The 17,542-nt window shown below is 70.0% G+C and carries 12 protein-coding genes and 1 riboswitch; of the genes, 7 read left to right on the plus strand and 5 right to left on the minus strand.

Features of this window, described 5'->3' with window-relative positions:
• Positions 1-16: 16 nt before the first annotated feature.
• The 3 genes from ACO06I_RS18595 to ACO06I_RS18605 all read right to left on the minus strand — a co-directional run bounded on the left by ACO06I_RS18595 (position 17) and on the right by ACO06I_RS18605 (position 3,009).
• A complete protein-coding gene (locus ACO06I_RS18595) occupies positions 17-493 on the minus strand; it encodes a YcnI family protein (protein ID WP_421934111.1) in 477 nt (158 codons plus the stop codon).
• Positions 481-2,547 (minus strand): TonB-dependent receptor family protein, encoded by a 2,067-nt coding sequence (locus tag ACO06I_RS18600; protein WP_421934112.1) that lies wholly within the window; start codon positions 2,545-2,547, stop codon positions 481-483. Before ACO06I_RS18600 ends, ACO06I_RS18595 begins: the two co-directional genes overlap by 13 nt.
• Before the next feature lie 66 nt (positions 2,548-2,613).
• Complete coding sequence (locus ACO06I_RS18605; RefSeq protein ID WP_421934113.1) at positions 2,614-3,009, minus strand: DUF2946 domain-containing protein; 396 nt, start codon at positions 3,007-3,009, stop codon at positions 2,614-2,616.
• An 83-nt stretch (positions 3,010-3,092) separates the two neighbouring features.
• Between ACO06I_RS18605 and ACO06I_RS18610 the strand changes: the two genes are divergently transcribed.
• The 4 genes from ACO06I_RS18610 to ACO06I_RS18625 all read left to right on the plus strand — a co-directional run bounded on the left by ACO06I_RS18610 (position 3,093) and on the right by ACO06I_RS18625 (position 11,775).
• Positions 3,093-4,880 carry a cation:proton antiporter gene (locus ACO06I_RS18610; protein WP_421934114.1) on the plus strand — a complete coding sequence of 596 codons (1,788 nt, stop codon included), beginning with the start codon at positions 3,093-3,095 and terminating at the stop codon, positions 4,878-4,880.
• Positions 4,881-5,487: 607 nt separating this feature from the next.
• Positions 5,488-6,672 (plus strand): OmpA family protein, encoded by a 1,185-nt coding sequence (locus ACO06I_RS18615; RefSeq protein WP_421934115.1) that lies wholly within the window; start codon positions 5,488-5,490, stop codon positions 6,670-6,672.
• 188 nt (positions 6,673-6,860) lie between these two features.
• On the plus strand, positions 6,861-9,950 hold the full coding sequence (gene putA / locus ACO06I_RS18620) for a bifunctional proline dehydrogenase/L-glutamate gamma-semialdehyde dehydrogenase PutA (protein WP_421934116.1): 3,090 nt from the start codon (positions 6,861-6,863) through the stop codon (positions 9,948-9,950).
• Positions 9,951-9,990: 40 nt separating this feature from the next.
• Entirely contained in the window at positions 9,991-11,775 is a 1,785-nt protein-coding gene (locus tag ACO06I_RS18625; RefSeq protein WP_421934117.1) for an SLC13 family permease, read from the plus strand.
• Between the two features lie 99 nt (positions 11,776-11,874).
• Here ACO06I_RS18625 and ACO06I_RS18630 read toward each other — a convergent pair whose 3' ends face one another.
• The gene (locus ACO06I_RS18630) at positions 11,875-12,438 is read right to left on the minus strand and encodes a TMEM165/GDT1 family protein (RefSeq protein ID WP_421934118.1); all 564 of its coding nucleotides are present in this window, start codon (positions 12,436-12,438) and stop codon (positions 11,875-11,877) included.
• Between the two features lie 15 nt (positions 12,439-12,453).
• A riboswitch (yybP-ykoY riboswitch) is annotated at positions 12,454-12,639 on the minus strand.
• Positions 12,640-12,948: 309 nt separating this feature from the next.
• On the opposite strand from ACO06I_RS18630, the gene ACO06I_RS18635 reads away from it, so the two are divergent.
• The 3 genes from ACO06I_RS18635 (at position 12,949) to ACO06I_RS18645 (ending at position 16,834) form a co-directional block, all read left to right on the plus strand.
• Positions 12,949-14,814, plus strand: coding sequence for a ribonucleoside-diphosphate reductase subunit alpha (locus ACO06I_RS18635; protein ID WP_421934119.1), 1,866 nt, complete (start codon positions 12,949-12,951; stop codon positions 14,812-14,814).
• A gap of 74 nt (positions 14,815-14,888) precedes the next feature.
• Positions 14,889-15,848 (plus strand): lipid A-modifier LpxR family protein, encoded by a 960-nt coding sequence (locus tag ACO06I_RS18640; RefSeq protein ID WP_421934120.1) that lies wholly within the window; start codon positions 14,889-14,891, stop codon positions 15,846-15,848.
• Between the two features lie 137 nt (positions 15,849-15,985).
• On the plus strand, positions 15,986-16,834 hold the full coding sequence (locus ACO06I_RS18645; protein WP_421934121.1) for a DUF2219 domain-containing protein: 849 nt from the start codon (positions 15,986-15,988) through the stop codon (positions 16,832-16,834).
• A 2-nt stretch (positions 16,835-16,836) separates the two neighbouring features.
• Here ACO06I_RS18645 and ACO06I_RS18650 read toward each other — a convergent pair whose 3' ends face one another.
• Positions 16,837-17,496 (minus strand): glutathione S-transferase family protein, encoded by a 660-nt coding sequence (locus ACO06I_RS18650; RefSeq protein ID WP_421934122.1) that lies wholly within the window; start codon positions 17,494-17,496, stop codon positions 16,837-16,839.
• Positions 17,497-17,542: the final 46 nt, after the last annotated feature.

Consider the following 17,542-nt stretch of genomic DNA (forward strand, 5'->3'; position numbering starts at 1 on the left):
CCACTCTATATCAGGTTCAGGGCTGTTCGACCGGCGCGACACGGAGCGCCGGGGCTGGATGGGAGAGGCCGCCGGGGGGCTCGCCCGGGTCGGGGATCTGGGTCCATTGGGACTCCTGGGTCCCGCAGGTCTGGACGGTGGGGAAATAGAGGACCCCCGCCGTGGCGGGCAGCTTCACCAGGATGGCGAAGGTGTCGAACTGGTCGGCCGGCAGCTCGCCGCGCCAGGTGAAGGCCGTGGGGCGGTCGCCGGTCTTCTCGATGCTCAGGGTCCAGCCCGGCTTGGGTTGGGGCCGGGCGCTGGCGAGACCTTCGGGGATCTCGATGCGCAGAGCCGTGGTGGCCGCCGTCCCGCAGCCGTGGCCGACCCGGAAGCTTACGGTCTGGTAGGCGCCGGCCGGAGCCTGGCCGGGCTCGGCGCCGACATGGGCCAGGGCCGGGGAGGCCATCAGGCCAAGCCCGGCGGCGAGGAGGGCGGATTTCAGTAGCGCCATGTCAGGCCTCCGAAGACGGACCGGCCCTCGCCGGGGAAGAAGACCGCCTGCGAAACCAGGCGGGCGTCGGTGATGGCGCCGAAGTTGGAGACGTAGCGCCTGTCGAACAGGTTGCGGGCGTCGAGGAACAGGCTGAGGCCCCCGGCCAGCTTCCAGCCCGCGCCGAGATTGGCGACGGCGTAGGACGGCGATCTCAGGGTGTTCTGGTAGTCGACGACCGTGTCCTTGAGCGACCACTCGACGGAGGGCGCGACGAACCAGCCTGAGGGATGCTCGTAGCGGAGCTCGGCCCGGTAGAGGTGCTCGGGCACGACGGGGAGGCGGTGGTCGCCATACTGGACGTCGCCCTCGAACCTGAAGTCCGACCAGGCATAGGTCTGGCGCAGCCGCAGGCCCTGGAGAATCGTCCAGTCGAGGCCGGCCTCCAGGCCCTGATGGATCGTCCTGTCGGCGTTGAAGGTGGCGGCGGGAATCCCCTGGGCGGCGTTGACCGTGTAGGTGAGCAGCTCGTGCTCGAGCCGGGCGCGGTAGAGGGCCACGTCCCAGATCACCGGTCCCCGGCGTCCGCGGGTTCCGATCTCGCCGGTCCAGGCGTCCTGCGGCCTCAGGGGTGTGAAGCCGCCGACGGTGGGCGACAGGGCGCTGAAGTTGGGCGGCTCCACCGACCGGGTCAGGTTGGCGTAGACCTGGGCGCCGGCCTCATCCTGCCAGAGCAGGCCGATCCGCGGAGCGAGCCAGTCGTCGTCCTTGCCGGTGGTCAGGTCGAAGGTGCCGGGCGCGCCCGGCAGCCTGAAGCTCTGATAGTCCCGTTCGGCACGGCCATAGGCGCCGCCGGCCACCAGGGCGATCTGGTCGGTCACGAAGACCCGGCCCTCGGCGAAGACGTCCAGGGCCCTGGCGTTCTGGCGGCTCTTGGCGGTCTGGGGGCCATGAGAGCCCGCCCGGTTGACCCACTGGTTGGCGTCCAGGTCGCCGGAGCGGAACGAGACTCCATAGAAGGCGTCGGCGCGGCGGCCGGCCAGCTCGCCCTCCCAGTCGAAGCGGCCGAAGGCCCCCCAGTTGCGGCTCTCCTGGTCGATCACCTGGAAGATGGGGTGGTCCAGGTCCTTCCAGGTCGCATAGACCCCACCCTCGAACACCGTCGACGGCGTCAGCCGCCAGCGGGTCCGCAGGGCGCCGCGCACCGAGCCCATGTCGCGCTGGTAGTTCAGGGCGCGGTTGGCGGGATTGGCCGCCTGCGGACTGTTCAGGGCCTGGGCCAGGGTCACCGAACCGGGGATCTCCTGGTGGACATAACCGCCATGGATCAGCAGGCGGACTTCCTGCTCCTCGCCGAACCGGCGGCCGATGTTCAGGCTGGCATGCTGCTCCTGGCCGGCGCTCTGGGCGCGCCAGCCCTCGGCCTGCTGGGCGGTGACCGCCCCGAAGGCGTCCCAGTCGCCCCAGACCCGCGCCGCCTCGGCGTGGCCGCGCAGGGTCCCGTACGACCCGCCTTCCACGCGGAGCAGGTTGTCGGCCCCGGCGTCACGGCCGGTGGGGGTCACCAGGTTGATGGCCCCGCCCAGCAGGGCGCCGCCGAACCGCAGGGCGTTGCCGCCCTTGTAGACCTCGGTGAAGCGGGCGATCGACGGGTCGATCAGCTGGAAGTCGCCGAAACCGTCGGCCTCGTTGAAGGGCACGCCGTCCTGCGCCAGCAGGGTTCCGCGGTTGTGGGTGGAATTGCCGATCCCCGAGCCGCGGATCGAGAGCCGGGTGTCCCCGCCCCACTTCTTCTGGGCGTAGACCCCTGGCACGTCGCGCAGCAGGTCGGCGAGGCCGGGGGCGTAACGGTTGGCGTAGGATTCGGCCGATACCACCGCCACCGCGCCGGGGGTTTCCGACAGGCGCGCCCGGGCCTGGGCGACGACGGGCGGATCCTCGGGGTTGCGGGCGGCGGTGACGACGACGCTGTCGACGGTGGTGGGCTGTTCCTCGGCCAGGGCGAGGGCGGGGGCGGCCAGGGCGCCGGCCGCGAGCAGGATGACGCGCAGCGCGGCGCGTGAAGACTGAGGCATGTGGGAATTCCAGACTCAAGGACGTCAGGACGCGCGCCGACGCAGGGACCGGCGCGTGGTGAAGTGTCAGAGAGTCCGGCTTGGAGGGCCTTGGCCGAAGGGACGGGGCGGGGCGCGGGCGCCGCGCAGGACGACCTCGACGCTCGGCGCCTGGACGATGCGTTCGGCCACATAGGCGATCGGGACGACGGACAGCTCCGGCGTCATCGTGACCGCCAGGGTGGCGCCCAGGCAGTCGTGGCAGGGCAGGCCGGCGAAACCCTTCTGGGCCTTGCCATCGTGGTCCAGCACCACGGTCTTCGCGCCTTGCGGGGTGCAGAGTTCGACCCGGACGGCGCCCATCGACTCCGCGGCCAGGGCCGCGGCGGGCGCGAGGGCCTGGATCAGCAGGGCCGCGACCGCGAACAGCACCGCCAGGGGCGTACGCCCCCGCGACCTGCCTCGATCCGCGCCCATCTGCATGGCGCCGGTCATAAGGCCGTGAACGCGGGTTCCGCAAGGCCCCTTCCGACAGGCATAGTCACGCTCATCCACAAGGAGAGCGTATGGAAGGCCACGTTTCGCCCGGCGAATACAAAGACGTCATTCTCTTTCTCGCCACCGCCGGCGTGATCGTGCCTCTGTTCCGCCGTTGGCGGATCAGCCCCATCCTCGGCTTCCTCGGCGCCGGGGTGGTGCTCGGCCCCTACGGCCTGGGGGCCCTCAGCGACACCTTTCCCTGGGTCGGCTACTTCACCATCGACAATCCGCAGGAGGTCGCCCAGCTCGCCGAGTTCGGCGTGGTCTTCCTGCTGTTCATGATCGGGCTGGAGCTCTCCTGGGAGCGCCTGCGGCTGATGCGCCGCTTCGTGTTCGGCATGGGCGCCCTGCAGGTGGGGCTCTGCATCGCCGCCATCGCCGGCGTCGCCATCTCCTTCGGGGTCGACCCGATCGCGGCCATCGCCATCGGCGCGGCCCTGGCGCTCTCCTCCACCGCGGTGGTGATGCCGATCCTGACCGAGCAGAAGCGCCAGCACTCCACTGCCGGACGCGCCACCTTCTCGGTGCTGCTGTTCCAGGACCTGGCCGTGGCCCCGATCCTGATCACCCTGACCATCCTGGGCCGGGGCGGCGGCGACCAGGTCTTCTCGCCCAAGCTCTTGCTGGCCTTCGCCCCGGCGGTGCTCGGCGTCCTGGGGCTGGTGGTGTTCGGCCGGCTGTTGCTGCGCCCCATGCTGAAGTCGGTGGCGCGCGCCAAGAGCGAAGAGCTGTTCATGGCCGCCTGCCTGCTGGTGGTGATCGGGGCGGGGCTGGTGAGCGCGCTCACGGGCCTGTCCATGGCGCTCGGCGCCTTCATCGCCGGCCTGCTGCTGGCCGAGACCGAGTACCGCCACGAGGTCGAGGTCACCATCGAACCCTTCAAGGGCCTGCTGCTGGGCCTGTTCTTCCTCTCGGTGGGCATCGGCCTCGATCTCTCGATCCTCGCGGCCCAGCCCCTGCTGGTGCTGGGCATGGCGCTCGGCCTGATCCTGCTGAACGCCTCGGTGGTCTATGGCCTGGCGCGGCTGTTCGGGCTGAAGTCGCCGCCGGCGATCGAGGCCGGCCTGCTGCTGGCCGGCGGCGGCGAGTTCGCCTTCGTCATCCTCTCGGCGGCCATGGGTGACGGGATCGTCGACCGCGTGATCGGCCAGACGGTTTTGGTCTCCTCCACCCTGTCGATGATGTGCATCCCGCTGCTGGCGGCCCTGGGGCTGAAGCTCGGCGGCCGCAAGGTGTCCGGGGAGGGCCTGGCGGCCGAACCGCCGGCGCCGGCCGACGGGGAGAAGCCCCGGGTCCTGGTGGTGGGCTACGGCCGGGTCGGGCGGCTGGTGGGCGACATGCTCAGCCGCCACGACATTCCGTGGGTCGCCGCCGAGCGGGATCCGCGCCTGGTGGAGGCCGCCCGCCGGGCCGGCGAATCAATCTTCTTCGGCGACGCCTCGCGTCCGGAGTTTCTGCGACGCTGCGGTCTGGAGACGGCGCCCTCCCTGGTGGTGACCATGGACGCCCCCGACGGGGTGGAGACCATCGTCGCCACCGCCCGCCAGATGCGGCCGGACCTCACCATCGTGGCCCGCGCGCGCGATGCGCGGCAGGCCCAGAGACTCTATGAGCTGGGCGCCACCGACGCCGTGCCGGAGACCGTCGAGGCCTCCCTGCAGCTTTCCGAGGCCGTGCTGGTGGAAATCGGCGTGCCCATGGGCCTGATCATCGCCTCCATCCACGAGCGCCGCGATGAGTTCCGCAAGTCCCTCAACCGGCCCGAGGCCCTGGGCGGCCGCGTGCGCCGTTATCGGCGCAACGCAGAGGCGTGAGCCGGGCCCGCGCCTGCGCCGATATTCCACGGTTGGGCGAACATGTTGTTCATCTTGAACAAAGTGCGTCACAGTGCGGTCTTAAAGAGACACAGCCGCCCCATCTTCGCCTGGAGATGGCCTCGAAAAAATTGTCGGGAACCAAATATGGGAGCCGACGTTCTCGGGGTCGGTGCGACAGGGGCGCGCCGGTGCTAAGAGGGGTAGGGGATGTCGCGAGAGCGGTTCGGAATGATCGGGACAGACGCTGTTTCGCCGTTCGGACGGGCCTGCGACGTTCCGGCTGGTTTACAAGATAACTGTGGAACTGGGCGATGGGCGCGGGGCGCCCAGGGTGGCGGTTTGATTCGTCACGGCCAAGTTCAACGTCAAGATTCGACACTCCGGCGTCCGCCAGGCACGCTGAAAGTGGCTCGAAGGAGGACTCTGTCTTCCGTCCCGAAGTTGATCGCTGAGGGGTTTATTGTGTAGCGTCCTGGCGTCTAGTTCGCGGGTCGGGCAGATTGGCGGTCGGTGTGGCTTCGGCGACACTTTCGCCGCGCTTCGGCCTTGTTATAAAGGTGCTGGGTCATATGGCCGCAGCAGAGGGCAATGAGAGGGCTCTGATATGAAATTCAAACTCCTAGCGGGAGCCGCCCTGGCTGCGGTGTTCGCCGCGTCCGGTGCTTCCGCGCAAGAAGGCTGGTACGGCGCCGTCGACCTTGGCTACCACTGGCCGGAAGGCATTGAAGCCGACTCGTCCAACAACGCCGCGAACGCCAAGCCCTATTCCTGGACGTTCGACCAGGAAAAGGATTGGGCCGGCTTTGCTCGTCTCGGCTATCAGCTGAACGACAACTGGCGCGTTGAACTCGAAGGCGGCTACCGTCCGGGCGACATCAAGTCGGTCCGCGGCGGCACGGGCAACTCGATCCTGGGTCTCTGCACCCCGGGCGTGCTGCGCACCGCCGGCGCCCCGACCTGCGGCGCCCCGACCGGCGAGATCGAGTCGTGGACCGTCATGGGCAACGTGCTCTATGACTTCGCCCCCGGCGCGATGATCAACCCCTTCATCGGCGCTGGCGTGGGTATCAACCACGTCTCGCTGAAGACCGTCGGCCAGTTCTCCAGCGTGACCGGCGCGATCACCGCGGCGAACCCCGCCATCCAGAACCTGACCATCGACGACGACGATACGGCGCTCGCCTATCAACTCATCGCCGGTCTGGCCTGGCAGGCGACCGACAAGCTGAACGTCGACCTGACCTATCGTTGGCTCGGCGGCTCGGACCTCGACTTCGCGTCGACCGGTTCGAACGCGCTGCAACCCGGCGTCTTCAGCGGCGAATACCGCGACCAGTCGGTGACCCTCGGCCTGCGTTACTCCTTCGCTTCGCCGCCGCCGCCCCCGCCGCCCCCGCCGCCCCCGCCCCCGCCGCCTCCCCCGCCCCCGCCTCCTCCGCCCCCGCCGGCGTATGAGGCCAAGCAATTCATCGTCTACTTCCCGTTCGATCAGTACGTCCTGACCCCGGAAGCCCAGACGGTGGTTTCGGAAGCCGCGAACTACGCCAACGCCGGCCACGCCACCCGCGTGGTGGTCGTCGGTCACACCGACTCCTCCGGTTCGCCGGCCTACAACGTCCGCCTGTCGGAACGTCGGGCCAAGGCCGTGGCTGACGCGCTCGTCGGTCAAGGCGTCGGCGCCGGCTCGCTGCAAGTCGACTGGAAGGGCGAAACGCAACTCGCCGTTCCGACCGGCGACGGCGTGAAGGAACCGCTGAACCGCCGTTCGACGATCGACATCAACTTCTAAGATATCGATCTCGGCGGTTCGCCGAACTAAGCGAGGGGCCCGGTCGCAAGACCGGGCCCTTTTGCTATGGGCCGCCCGCCGCGGGCCGGCGCGTCCCCGTCCGGGGCCTAGCCGCGGTCAATTCTTCGCGCCAGCCTTGTGTTTTCCGCAACAATTTCGCATTTTCCGCCCGAACTTGAGGGCCGGACATGTCTTGGGACCATCTCGACCGGGATAAATTTTCAGACGAGCGCGAGGCCGTGTCGGCCCTGCTCGCCAGTCGCCCCCTGTCCCCGGAGGACCGCGAGGAGGTGCGCCAGGAGGCCGAGGCCCTGGTCCGCTTCGCCCGCAAGGGCGCGGCCAAGCAGGGGGTGGTGGAGAGCTTCCTGCAGGAGTTCTCCCTGTCGACCCGCGAGGGCCTGGCCCTGATGTGCCTGGCCGAGGCCCTGCTGCGCACCCCCGACGAGGGCACCCGTGACCGGCTGATCGCCGAGAAGATCGCCTCGGCCGACTGGGCCAGCCATCTCGGCCGTTCCGACAGCCTGCTGGTGAACGCCTCGACCTGGAGCCTGATGCTCACCGGCAAGCTGATCGACCCCGACGAGGAGGCGCGCGCGGACCTGCCGGGCTTCATCCGCCGGCTGGCCGGCCGCCTGGGCGAGCCGGTGATCCGCCAGGCCGTGGGCGCGGCGGTACGGATCATGGGCGAGCAGTTCGTCCTGGGGCGGACCATCGATCAGGCCATCAAGCGTGCGGGGGCGGACGGCTTCGTCTGCTCCTTCGACATGCTGGGGGAGGGCGCGCGCACCGCCGCCGACGCCGATCGTTATGAGAAGGCCTATGCCGACGCCCTCACCACGGTGGGGTCCAAGGCCAAGGGCCAGGGGCCCGAGGCCGGTCACGGGGTCTCGGTGAAGCTCTCGGCCCTGTCGCCGCGCTACGAGGCCCGCCAGGAGGACAGGGTCTGGTCCGACCTCTATCCCCGCATCCTGCGGCTGGCCCGGATCGCCGCCGACGCCAACATCAACCTGACCCTGGACGCCGAGGAGGCCGATCGGCTGGTCCTCTCCCTCAAGCTCCTCGAACGCCTCGCCGCCGAGCCGGAGTTGGGGACCTGGAAGGGCCTGGGCCTGGCGGTGCAGGCCTATCAGAAGCGCAGCCCCCGGACGATCGAGGCGGTGGCCGACATCGCGCGCGCCACCGGCCGCCGGCTGATGGTGCGGCTGGTGAAGGGCGCCTACTGGGATTCCGAGATCAAGCGCGCCCAGGTGGGCGGCCTGCCGGGCTATCCCGTCTACACCACCAAGGCGGCCACCGACGTCTCCTACCTGGCCTGCGCCCGGGCCCTGCTGGCCGCGGCGCCGGCCCTCTATCCGCAGTTCGCCACCCACAACGCCCACACCCTGGCCGCCGTGCGTCAGATGGCGCGCCGGGCCGGGGTCGAGCCGGAATACCAGCGACTGCACGGCATGGGGGAGGCGCTCTATGCCGGCGCGGTGGAACGCTACGGCCCCCTGAAGCTGCGGGTCTACGCACCCGTGGGCGGCCACGAGGACCTGCTGCCCTATCTGGTGCGCCGGCTGCTGGAGAACGGGGCCAACACCTCCTTCGTCCATGCCCTGCTGGACGAGAAGACCCCGGTCTCGGCGGTGGTGGGCGATCCCATCGCCACGGTGGAGGCCGCCGGCGGCGCGCCGCACCCGCGCATTCCCCTGCCGATCGACCTCTATGGCTCGGCCCGCAGGAACTCCACCGGGGTGGACCTGTCCATCGCCGCCGACCGCGATCGCCTGAGCGCCGCCGTGGCGGGGCTCGACTTCCTCACCGGCCGGCCGATCATCGCCGGGCGCGAGACCGGGACCGGAGCCAGCGCCCCGCGCACCTCCCCCAGCGACCTCGACCGGGTGATCGGCCAGGCCTGGAGCGCGGGCGAGGCCGACATCGAGGCCGCCTTCGCCGCCGCCAAGGCCGCCCAGCCCGCCTGGGACGCCCGTGGCGGCCACGGCCGGGCCAAGGTGCTGCGCGCCATGGCCGAGGCCCTGGAGGCCCACCGCGACCGGCTGATCGCCGTCTGCGTCGCCGAGGCCGGCAAGACCTATGGCGACGGCGCCGCCGAGGTCCGCGAGGCCGCCGACTTCTGCCGCTACTACGCCCACCTGGCCGAGCGTCAGTTCGCGGGCCCCGAGACCCTCAAGGGCCCGGTGGGGGAGGTGAACCAGCTCTCCCTGCACGGCCGCGGGGTCTTCGTCTGCATCAGCCCCTGGAACTTCCCGCTGGCCATCTTCACCGGCCAGATCGCCGCGGCCCTCGCCGCCGGCAACGCCGTCCTCGCCAAGCCGGCCGAGCAGACCCCGCTGATCGCCGCCGAGGCGGTGCGTCTGTTCCACGCCGCGGGCTTGCCGTCCGAAGTGCTCCACCTGCTGCCGGGTGACGGCGCGAGCGTGGGCGGCGCCCTTACCGCCCACCCGGCCTGCGCCGGCGTGGCCTTCACCGGCGGCACCGACACCGCCTGGGCCATCAACCGCACCCTGGCGGCCCGTCCCGGGCCCATCGTCCCCTTCATCGCCGAGACCGGCGGCCTGAACGCCATGTTCGTCGACACCACCGCCCTGCGCGAGCAGGTGATCGACGACGTCATCGCCTCGGCTTTCGGCTCGGCCGGCCAGCGCTGCTCGGCCCTGCGCATCCTGTTCGCGCCGCGCGAGACCGCCGATCTGCTGATCGAGGGCCTGGCCGGGGCCATGGACGCCCTGGTGCTGGGCGACCCGGCCGATCCGCGCACCGACATCGGCCCGGTGATCGACGCCGACGCGCGGGCCGCCCTGAACGCCCACCTGGCGCGGCTCAACGCCGAGGCCAAGGTGATCCGCCGGACGGCCGAACCGGCCGGCGGCCATTTCTTCGCCCCCACCCTGGCGGAAATCCCGTCCGCGGCCTTCCTGCAGAAGGAGGTGTTCGGCCCGATCCTGCACGTGGTCCGCTACGATGCGGCCCGGCTGGACGAGGCGGCCGGTCCCCTGGCCGCGGCTGGCTACGGCCTGACCCTGGGAGTCCACAGCCGCATCGAGGGCTTCGCCGACCAGGTCCGGGCTGCTGTCCCGGCGGGCAACGCCTATGTGAACCGCTCGATGATCGGCGCCGTGGTGGGGGTCCAGCCCTTCGGGGGCGAGGGCCTTTCAGGCACCGGACCCAAGGCGGGTGGGCCGCACGCCCTGCTGCGCTACGCGGTGGAACGGGCGGTGAGCGTGAACATCGCCGCCCAGGGCGGGGACCCCGCCCTCCTGAACCTCAACCCCTGACGCGCGTTCCCCGCCCAAGCCATCGGGCGCGGGGTAAGGCATGACACACCAACAGGCGCTGGCCTTCGGCCTGATCGCCGTCACCATCGGCGCCTTCATCTGGGGGCGGTTCCGCTACGACCTGATCGCGCTGGTCGCGCTGCTGGCCGGCGTGCTGCTGGGGGTGGTGCCGGCCAAGAGCGCCTTCGACGGCTTCTCCAACGACATCACCGTCATCATCGCCAGCGCCCTGGTGGTGAGCGCCGCTTTCGCCCGCTCCGGTATCATCGAGGCCCTGCTGCGCCCCCTGCTGCCGCGCCTGAAGACCGAGCGCAGCCAGGTCCCGGTGCTGACGGCGGCGGTCACCCTGCTCTCCATGACCACCAAGAACGTGGGGGCCCTGGCCATCATGATGCCGGTGGCCCTGCAGGTGGCGCGGCGGACCGCGACCTCTCCAGGCCGGCTGCTGATGCCCATGTCCTTCGGGGCCCTGCTGGGCGGGCTGGTGACCCTGGTGGGGACGGCGCCCAACATCATCGTCTCCCAGGTGCGCGAGCAGATCCTGGGCAAGCCCTTCGGCATGTACGACTATGCCCCCGTCGGTTTGGCCCTGGCGGCCATGGGCGTCCTGTTCCTGTCCTTCGCCTACAAAATCCTGCCCAAGGGCCGGACCCCGGCCACCAATATCGACGCGGCCCTGGCGGCCAACGCCTATTTCACCGAGGTCCAGGTTCCCGAGGACTGGACCTTCGAGAAGAACCGCGTCCTCGACCTGCACGCCATGGCGCACCAGGAGGTGCGGGTCATGGCCCTGCTTCGGGGCGGCAAACGCAAGTCCCAGCCCCATCCGAACACCAAGGTCCTGCCCGGCGACACCCTGCTGCTGGAGGGCGATCCCCAGGGGCTGGACGACCTGATCACCCGGGCCAAGCTTCGCCTGACCCGGGCCGACAAGCCGCTCTCCATGGAGGAGCCCACCGAGGAGGTGCGGGTCATCGAGGCCGTGGTGGGCGCGGAGTCCGGGCTGATCGGCGAGACCGCCCAGCGCTTCGACCTGCACGGCCAGCACGGCGTCAATCTGCTGGCGGTCAGCCGCTCGGGCTTCCGGCTCAGCCAGCACCTCAACCGGGTGCGCCTGCGCCGCGGCGACGTCATCGTCCTGCAGGGCGGGGAACGGACCCTGCCCGCCGCCCTGACCGCGCTGGGTCTCCTGCCCCTGGCCGAGCGGGAGGTGAGGCTGGGCGGCATTCGGCACGCCCTGGCGCCCGCGGTCATCCTGGCGGCCGCCATGGTCCTGGTGGCCTTCCAGGTGGTTCCTGTGGCCATCGCCTTCTTCGGGGCCGCCGTGGTGATGATCGCCATCGGCTCGATCCGCATGCGGGAGGCCTATTCGGCCCTGGACGGTCCGGTCCTGGTGCTGATCGCCGCCCTGATCCCGGTGTCGGAGGCGATCCAGACCACCGGCGGGGCCGATCTGATCGGGGCCTGGCTCTCGGCGCTGTTCCGCGGCCAGGCGCCCATGCTGGCTCTGGCGGCCATCATGGCCGTGGCCATGGCCGCCACGCCGTTCCTGAACAACGCCGCCACCGTGCTGATCGTGGCCCCGGTGGGGGCGGCCCTGGCCCTCAAGCTGGGGCTCAATCCCGACCCCTTCCTGATGGCCGTCGCGGTGGGCGCGGCCTGCGACTTCCTCACCCCCATCGGCCATCAGTGCAACACCCTGGTGATGGGGCCGGGGGGCTACAGGTTCAGCGACTACCCCCGGCTGGGGGCGCCGCTGACCCTGCTGGTCTTGGTGGCCGGCACGCCGCTGATCGCCCTGTTCTGGCCCCTGGTGAAGGGTTAGAGCCTCGGGTCAGATGGAGTCATCTGACCCGAGGCTCTAATTCAAAAGTGTAGAGCGCGTCGGACGGGTTAACCGGCTTCCACCTAACCCTGACGCGCTCTAGCCCCAGATCAGGATCCACAGGCCGATGGCGGCGAAGGAGGCCGCCGCGGCCCAGCGGATGGCCGTCAGGGGCAGCTTGGTGGCGGCTGCGTCGCCCAGGAACACCGCCGGGGTGTTGGCCAGCATCATGCCCACCGTGGTGCCGGCCGCCACCAGGGCCACCTCATGGAAGCGCGCGCCCAGGGCGACGGTGGCCACCTGGGTCTTGTCCCCCATCTCCACGAAGAAGAAGGCCACCAGGGTGGTCCAGAAGACCGAGGACCCGGCCCGCTCGCGCGGCGCGTCCTTGTCCTCGAAGGTGTCGGGAATCAGCGCCCAGCCGGCGAAGGCGATGAAGGCCAGGCCCAGGACCCACTTCATCCAGGGCCCGTCGAAGAAGGCGCCGGCCACCGAGCCGATGGAGGCGGCCAGGGCGTGGTTGGCGATGGTGGCGAAGAAGATCCCCAGCAGGATCGGAACCGGCTTGCGGAACCGCGCGGCCAGCAGGATGGCCAGCAGCATGGTCTTGTCGCCGATCTCGGCGATGGCCACGAGGCCGGTGGAGACGAGGAAGGCTTCCATGAATCGAGCGTCCGGGCGGGGTCAGGCGCATACCAATGGCTTTCCGCGCCGCCGACCCCGCAAAAGATCAGCGCACGAAAGCCAAAGGTCTCGCCAAGCTCGATGCCGGACGCGCCATGCTTGGGACCTTTCGGCCCCGCACAAGTCTGTTGACGCGCCCCCTGCTGGAACCGCAGGCGGCTACTCCCCAGTGACGCCGTGGGGATAGGGCGGCGGCTCCACGGGCGCAAGGTGAAACTGCCCGCGCGGCGGGCGAGATGTTTTGTCACACTGTCGTGAGCGGCGCCTGTCCGACGCCCCGGAAAGCCTTGTCGATCAACCCCCGGAGAGCCACGTTAAGACCTCGTTAACGAAAAAGCCTGGGGACGCGTCCATTCCCCCCGTTGACGAGTCATTAGGCTTCATGCCCCCATATGATGCGTATCTGGGGTTGGGCGACCACTAGATGTAGGGCTTGCCGCGTTGGGGCGGTTCTAGACGGAAGCGCCTGATAGTTATGGATTTTGGGTCATGAGCAGCAGCGAAGCGGTATTGCGGACGGTTTCGGAAGCCAACACGGCGGCCCCGGAACGGGCCGATCGACCGCAGCTGCAACTGGTCCGCAAGGTCGTGGTCGACCGGTCGCGGGACGCCCTGCTGACCGACTTCGGCAAGACCACCCTGGAGGACCGCTACCTGCTGCAGGGCGAGTCCTATCAGGACATGTTCGCCCGGGTCGCCACGGCCTATGCCGACGACGCCGACCACGCCCAGCGGGTCTATGACTACATCTCCAACCTCTGGTTCATGCCGGCCACCCCGGTGCTGTCCAATGGCGGCGCCGATCGCGGCCTGCCGATCTCCTGCTTCCTGAACGCGGTCGGCGATTCGCTCGACGGCATCCAGAGCGTCTGGAACGAGAACGTGGCGCTGGCCTCCAACGGCGGCGGCATCGGCACCTATTGGGGCGGCGTCCGCTCCATCGGCGAGAAGGTGAAGGGCGCCGGCCAGACCAGCGGCATCATCCCCTTCATCCGCGTGATGGACAGCCTGACCCTGGCCATCAGCCAGGGCTCCCTGCGCCGCGGCTCGGCGGCGGTCTATCTGGACATCCACCATCCGGAGATCGAGGAGTTCCTCGAGATCCGCAAACCCTCGGGCGACTTCAACCGCAAGTCCCTGAACCTGCACCACGGCATCTCCATCAGCGACGCCTTCATGGAGGCCGTCCGCGACGGAGAGATGTTCGGCCTGCGCTCGCCCAAGACCGGCGACGTGGTCAAGGAGGTCGACGCCCGCACCCTGTGGCAGAAGATCCTCGAGATCCGCCTGCAGACCGGCGAGCCCTACCTGATCTTCTCCGACACCGTGAACCGCTCCATGCCGCAGCATCAGCGCGACCTGGGCCTCAAGGTCCGGCAGTCGAACCTGTGCTCGGAGATCATGCTGCATACCGGCCCCGACCACCTGGGCGCCGAGCGCACCGCGGTCTGCTGCCTCTCCTCGGTCAACGCCGAGAAGTTCATGGAATGGCGCGACCACCCGACCTTCATCGAGGACGTCATGCGCTTCCTCGACAACGTCCTGCAGGACTTCATCACCCGCGCCCCGCCGGAGATGAAGAACGCCGTCTACGCCGCGATCCGCGAGCGGTCGGTGGGCCTGGGCCTGATGGGCTTCCACTCGTTCCTGCAGGCCCAGAACGTGCCCTTCGAGAGCGCGCTGGCCAAGTCCTGGAACATGCGCCTCTTCAAGCACCTGCGCCGCCAGTGCGACGCGGCTTCCCGGACGCTCGCCGCCGAGCGCGGCCCCTGCCCGGACGCCGCCGACATGGGCGTCATGGAGCGCTTCAGCCACAAGCTGGCCATCGCGCCGACCGCCTCGATCTCGATCATCTGCGGCGGCACCAGCGCCGGCATCGAGCCGATCCCGGCCAACATCTACAGCCACAAGACCCTGTCGGGGACCTTCGCGGTCAAGAACCCCTATCTGGAGCGCCTGCTCGAGGAGAAGGGCCAGAACACCGCGGCGGTCTGGGACACGATCCTGGAGAACGAGGGCTCGGTCCAGCACCTGGACTGCCTCACCGCCGACGAGAAGGACGTCTACAAGACCGCCTTCGAGCTGGACCAGCGCTGGGTGGTGGAACTGGCCGCCGACCGCACGCCCGACATCTGCCAGTCCCAGTCGGTGAACATCTTCCTGGCCGGCGACGTCGACAAATGGGACCTGCACATGCTGCACTGGCAGGCGTGGGAGCGCGGCTGCAAGTCGCTCTACTACCTGCGTTCCAAGTCGGTGCAGCGCGCCGCCCACGCCGGCGGCGAGGGCCTGGTGATGATGGACCAGGGGCCCAGCGAAAAGACCGACTACGACGAGTGCCTCGCCTGCCAGTAGAACCCAGCCGCCAAGTCGCTCGGCCTGCGTTACAAGGTTAATCGACCTAACGGCGCAGGTCTTTCGGAGAGGCTATGCGACTGCTCGCGGCGACGGCTTTGACGATCGGATGCGCGGCCACCACGGCCGCGGTCGGCGCCGCCGTCTTCCCCGCGCCCGCGGTCCAGACCTCCCCGGGCGACCGGGTCGTCCAGCAGGAGTGGAGCAGCCTGAAGGCTGCGGTCTTCGCCCCGGCCGCGACGGCCGCGGCCGACTTCGTGCGGCCCCCCACCCCCGAGTTCGCCGGCGGCGCGGCGGCGGAGGCGGGGATCGAGCCCGACTTCCGCCAGCCGGCCGTCACCGGCACGCCCCTGGACGCCCCCACCGCCTTCGCCACCGAGACCTACGTTCCCGGCGAGGGTGTGGCCCGCTGGAAGGTGAGCGAAATGGCCATTGCCCGGCCCGCCGCCCGCGCCGTGGACGCCGTGCGGATCTCCATCGGCCAGATCGCTCGCACGCCGGGCGCCCTGCCGCCGCGCCCCGGCCAGGCGGTCTCGGCCGACACCGAGGCCTATGAGGTCAGCTACACCCGTGGCTGGCCGGCCCTGGTGGCGCTGGACGCCGGCCCGTACGACCTGGACCTGACCCCCCACGCCGGGGTCGGCATCTCCAACGCCGGTGGCGAGGCCGAGGCCGGGGCCATGGTCCGCCTGCGCCGCAAGGCCGAGGGCCTGGCGGACCGCCTGGGGGTCAGCGACGGCGCGCGGTTCGGCGACCGCGGCCGCTGGTACCTGTTCGCCGCGGCCAGCGGCCGGGCCGTGGGCCTCAACGTCCAGCGCTCCAACGGCGACTGGTCCAACCGCGGCCTCTCCACCGACGCCGCCAGCGCCCTGGTCAGCGACGTCCAGGCCGGGGTCGGCTGGCGCAAGGGCTCGGTCCAGGCCTCGCTGGCCTGGATGCGGCGCAAGGTGAAGGCCGCCCAGACCCTCATGGGCTGGGACCATCGCGACGATTCGATGGTGGCCTTGACCATTTCCATCAAGCCGCGCCGCTGATCTTGCAGGGAAATCTCCAACAGCGACGGGTGCGGCGGTTAAGCACGGGAACCGAATTTCCCGTTGCGTCCTTCTCAGGGCGTGGAAGGATGTCGTCGGGCCGCTCGCCAGACGACGCGGCAAGGGGAGATCGCCTCATGAGGTCGATGGCTGGGCTGGCCACCGCCTTGGGCATTACCGGTATGTGCGTGGCGACGAACGCCGCGGCGCAGTCGACACCGCTCACCCTTGAATCCGGCGCCGCGCAACTGATGAACGCGGCCTTCGATCCCAAGGCCTATTCGCCCCGCGACGACGACCTCATCGCCCACCTGCTGGACCGGGAAACCTACAGCCCCGGGGTCGGCCCGGTGCGCTGGGACAACAGCAATGTGCTGCTGGGCGACAACGGCGTGGCCGTCGACTCCCTGCGGCTCTCGGTGGGCGGGACTGTTCGCGCGCCTGGCGGCCTGCCGGTCAATTTCGACCGCGCCGAGTTCGAGGCCCAGGCCTACGAGATCTCGCTCACCCGCAACTGGCCCGATGCGGTCAGCTTCGCCACCGATCGCTACGACGTCTCGCTGACGCCCCACGCGGGTCTGGGCATGTCCAGCGCCGGCGGTTCGGCCGAGGCCGGCGCCATGCTCACCCTGGGCCAGAAGGCCTCAGACGGCTTGAAGTCGCGGCTGGGCGCCCTGGGCGTCCGCGACGGGGCGGCCTTCGGCAATGAAGGGCGCTGGTATCTGTTCGCCGCCGCCAGCGGCCGCGCCGTGGGCCTGAACATGCAGCGCAACAATGGCGACTGGAACGGCGCCGGCTGGTCCACCGACCCCTCCAGCGCCCTGATCGGCGACGCCCAGCTCGGCGTCGGCTGGCGCAAGGGCGCCATGCAGACCTCGCTCGGCTACATTCACCGCGAGGTGAAGGGCCAGCACATGGTCTGGGGCCAGGAGACCAAGGACGACTCGATGGTCGCCTTCTCGCTCTCCATCAAACCCCGGCATTAGGCCTAGCCTTCCCACCCCTCGTGGAAGCCCATGCGCTCGGCCCACAGGGCGTGCAGGCGCGGGTCGTCGTCCACCCGGCGCACCACCTCGCCCATCCTCGGCGCCACCTCGTAGAACCGCTTCCGGCGCGGCCGGAACCGCGAGACGGCGGCGACATAGAGGTCCAGCACGGTGAGGTCGTCGCCCAGGACATAGCGGCCGGGCGTGACCTGGCGCTCCATCATGCCCCAGCAGTCGGCGATGCGGTCCAGCACGCGGGTCTCCAGGGCGGCGTGACCCGCCGGGTCGGGGACGAGGCGCGAAGGGTCGTCCTTGACCCAGTAGAGCGAATAGACGGCCGAGGAGACGAAGCTCATCCAGCGCAGGAACTGGGCCCGCTTCGGATCTCCCGGCGCCGGCGCCAGCCCGGCCTTCGGATAGGTCTCGGCCAGCCAGATCAGGATCGCCGCGCTCTCGGTGACCACCTCGCCGGAGGCCAGCACCAGGGCGGGAACCTGGCGCATGGGATTGGCCTTCAACACCTGGTCGCCGCTGGCCGGGTCGTCATGGTCCCAGGTGTAGGCGTCGATCAGGGTGTAGGGGACCTCCAGCAGGGTCAGGGCCGCCTCGACGGGAACCGCCCCGGAGCCCCGTGCGCCATAGAGGGTGAGGCCTGCGGCCATTGGTCCGTCCCCATGCAATTCACAACATCTTGGGGGCCTGCGTTAA

It is taken from the genome of Phenylobacterium sp., assembly GCF_965229015.1.
Lineage (GTDB): Bacteria > Pseudomonadota > Alphaproteobacteria > Caulobacterales > Caulobacteraceae > Phenylobacterium.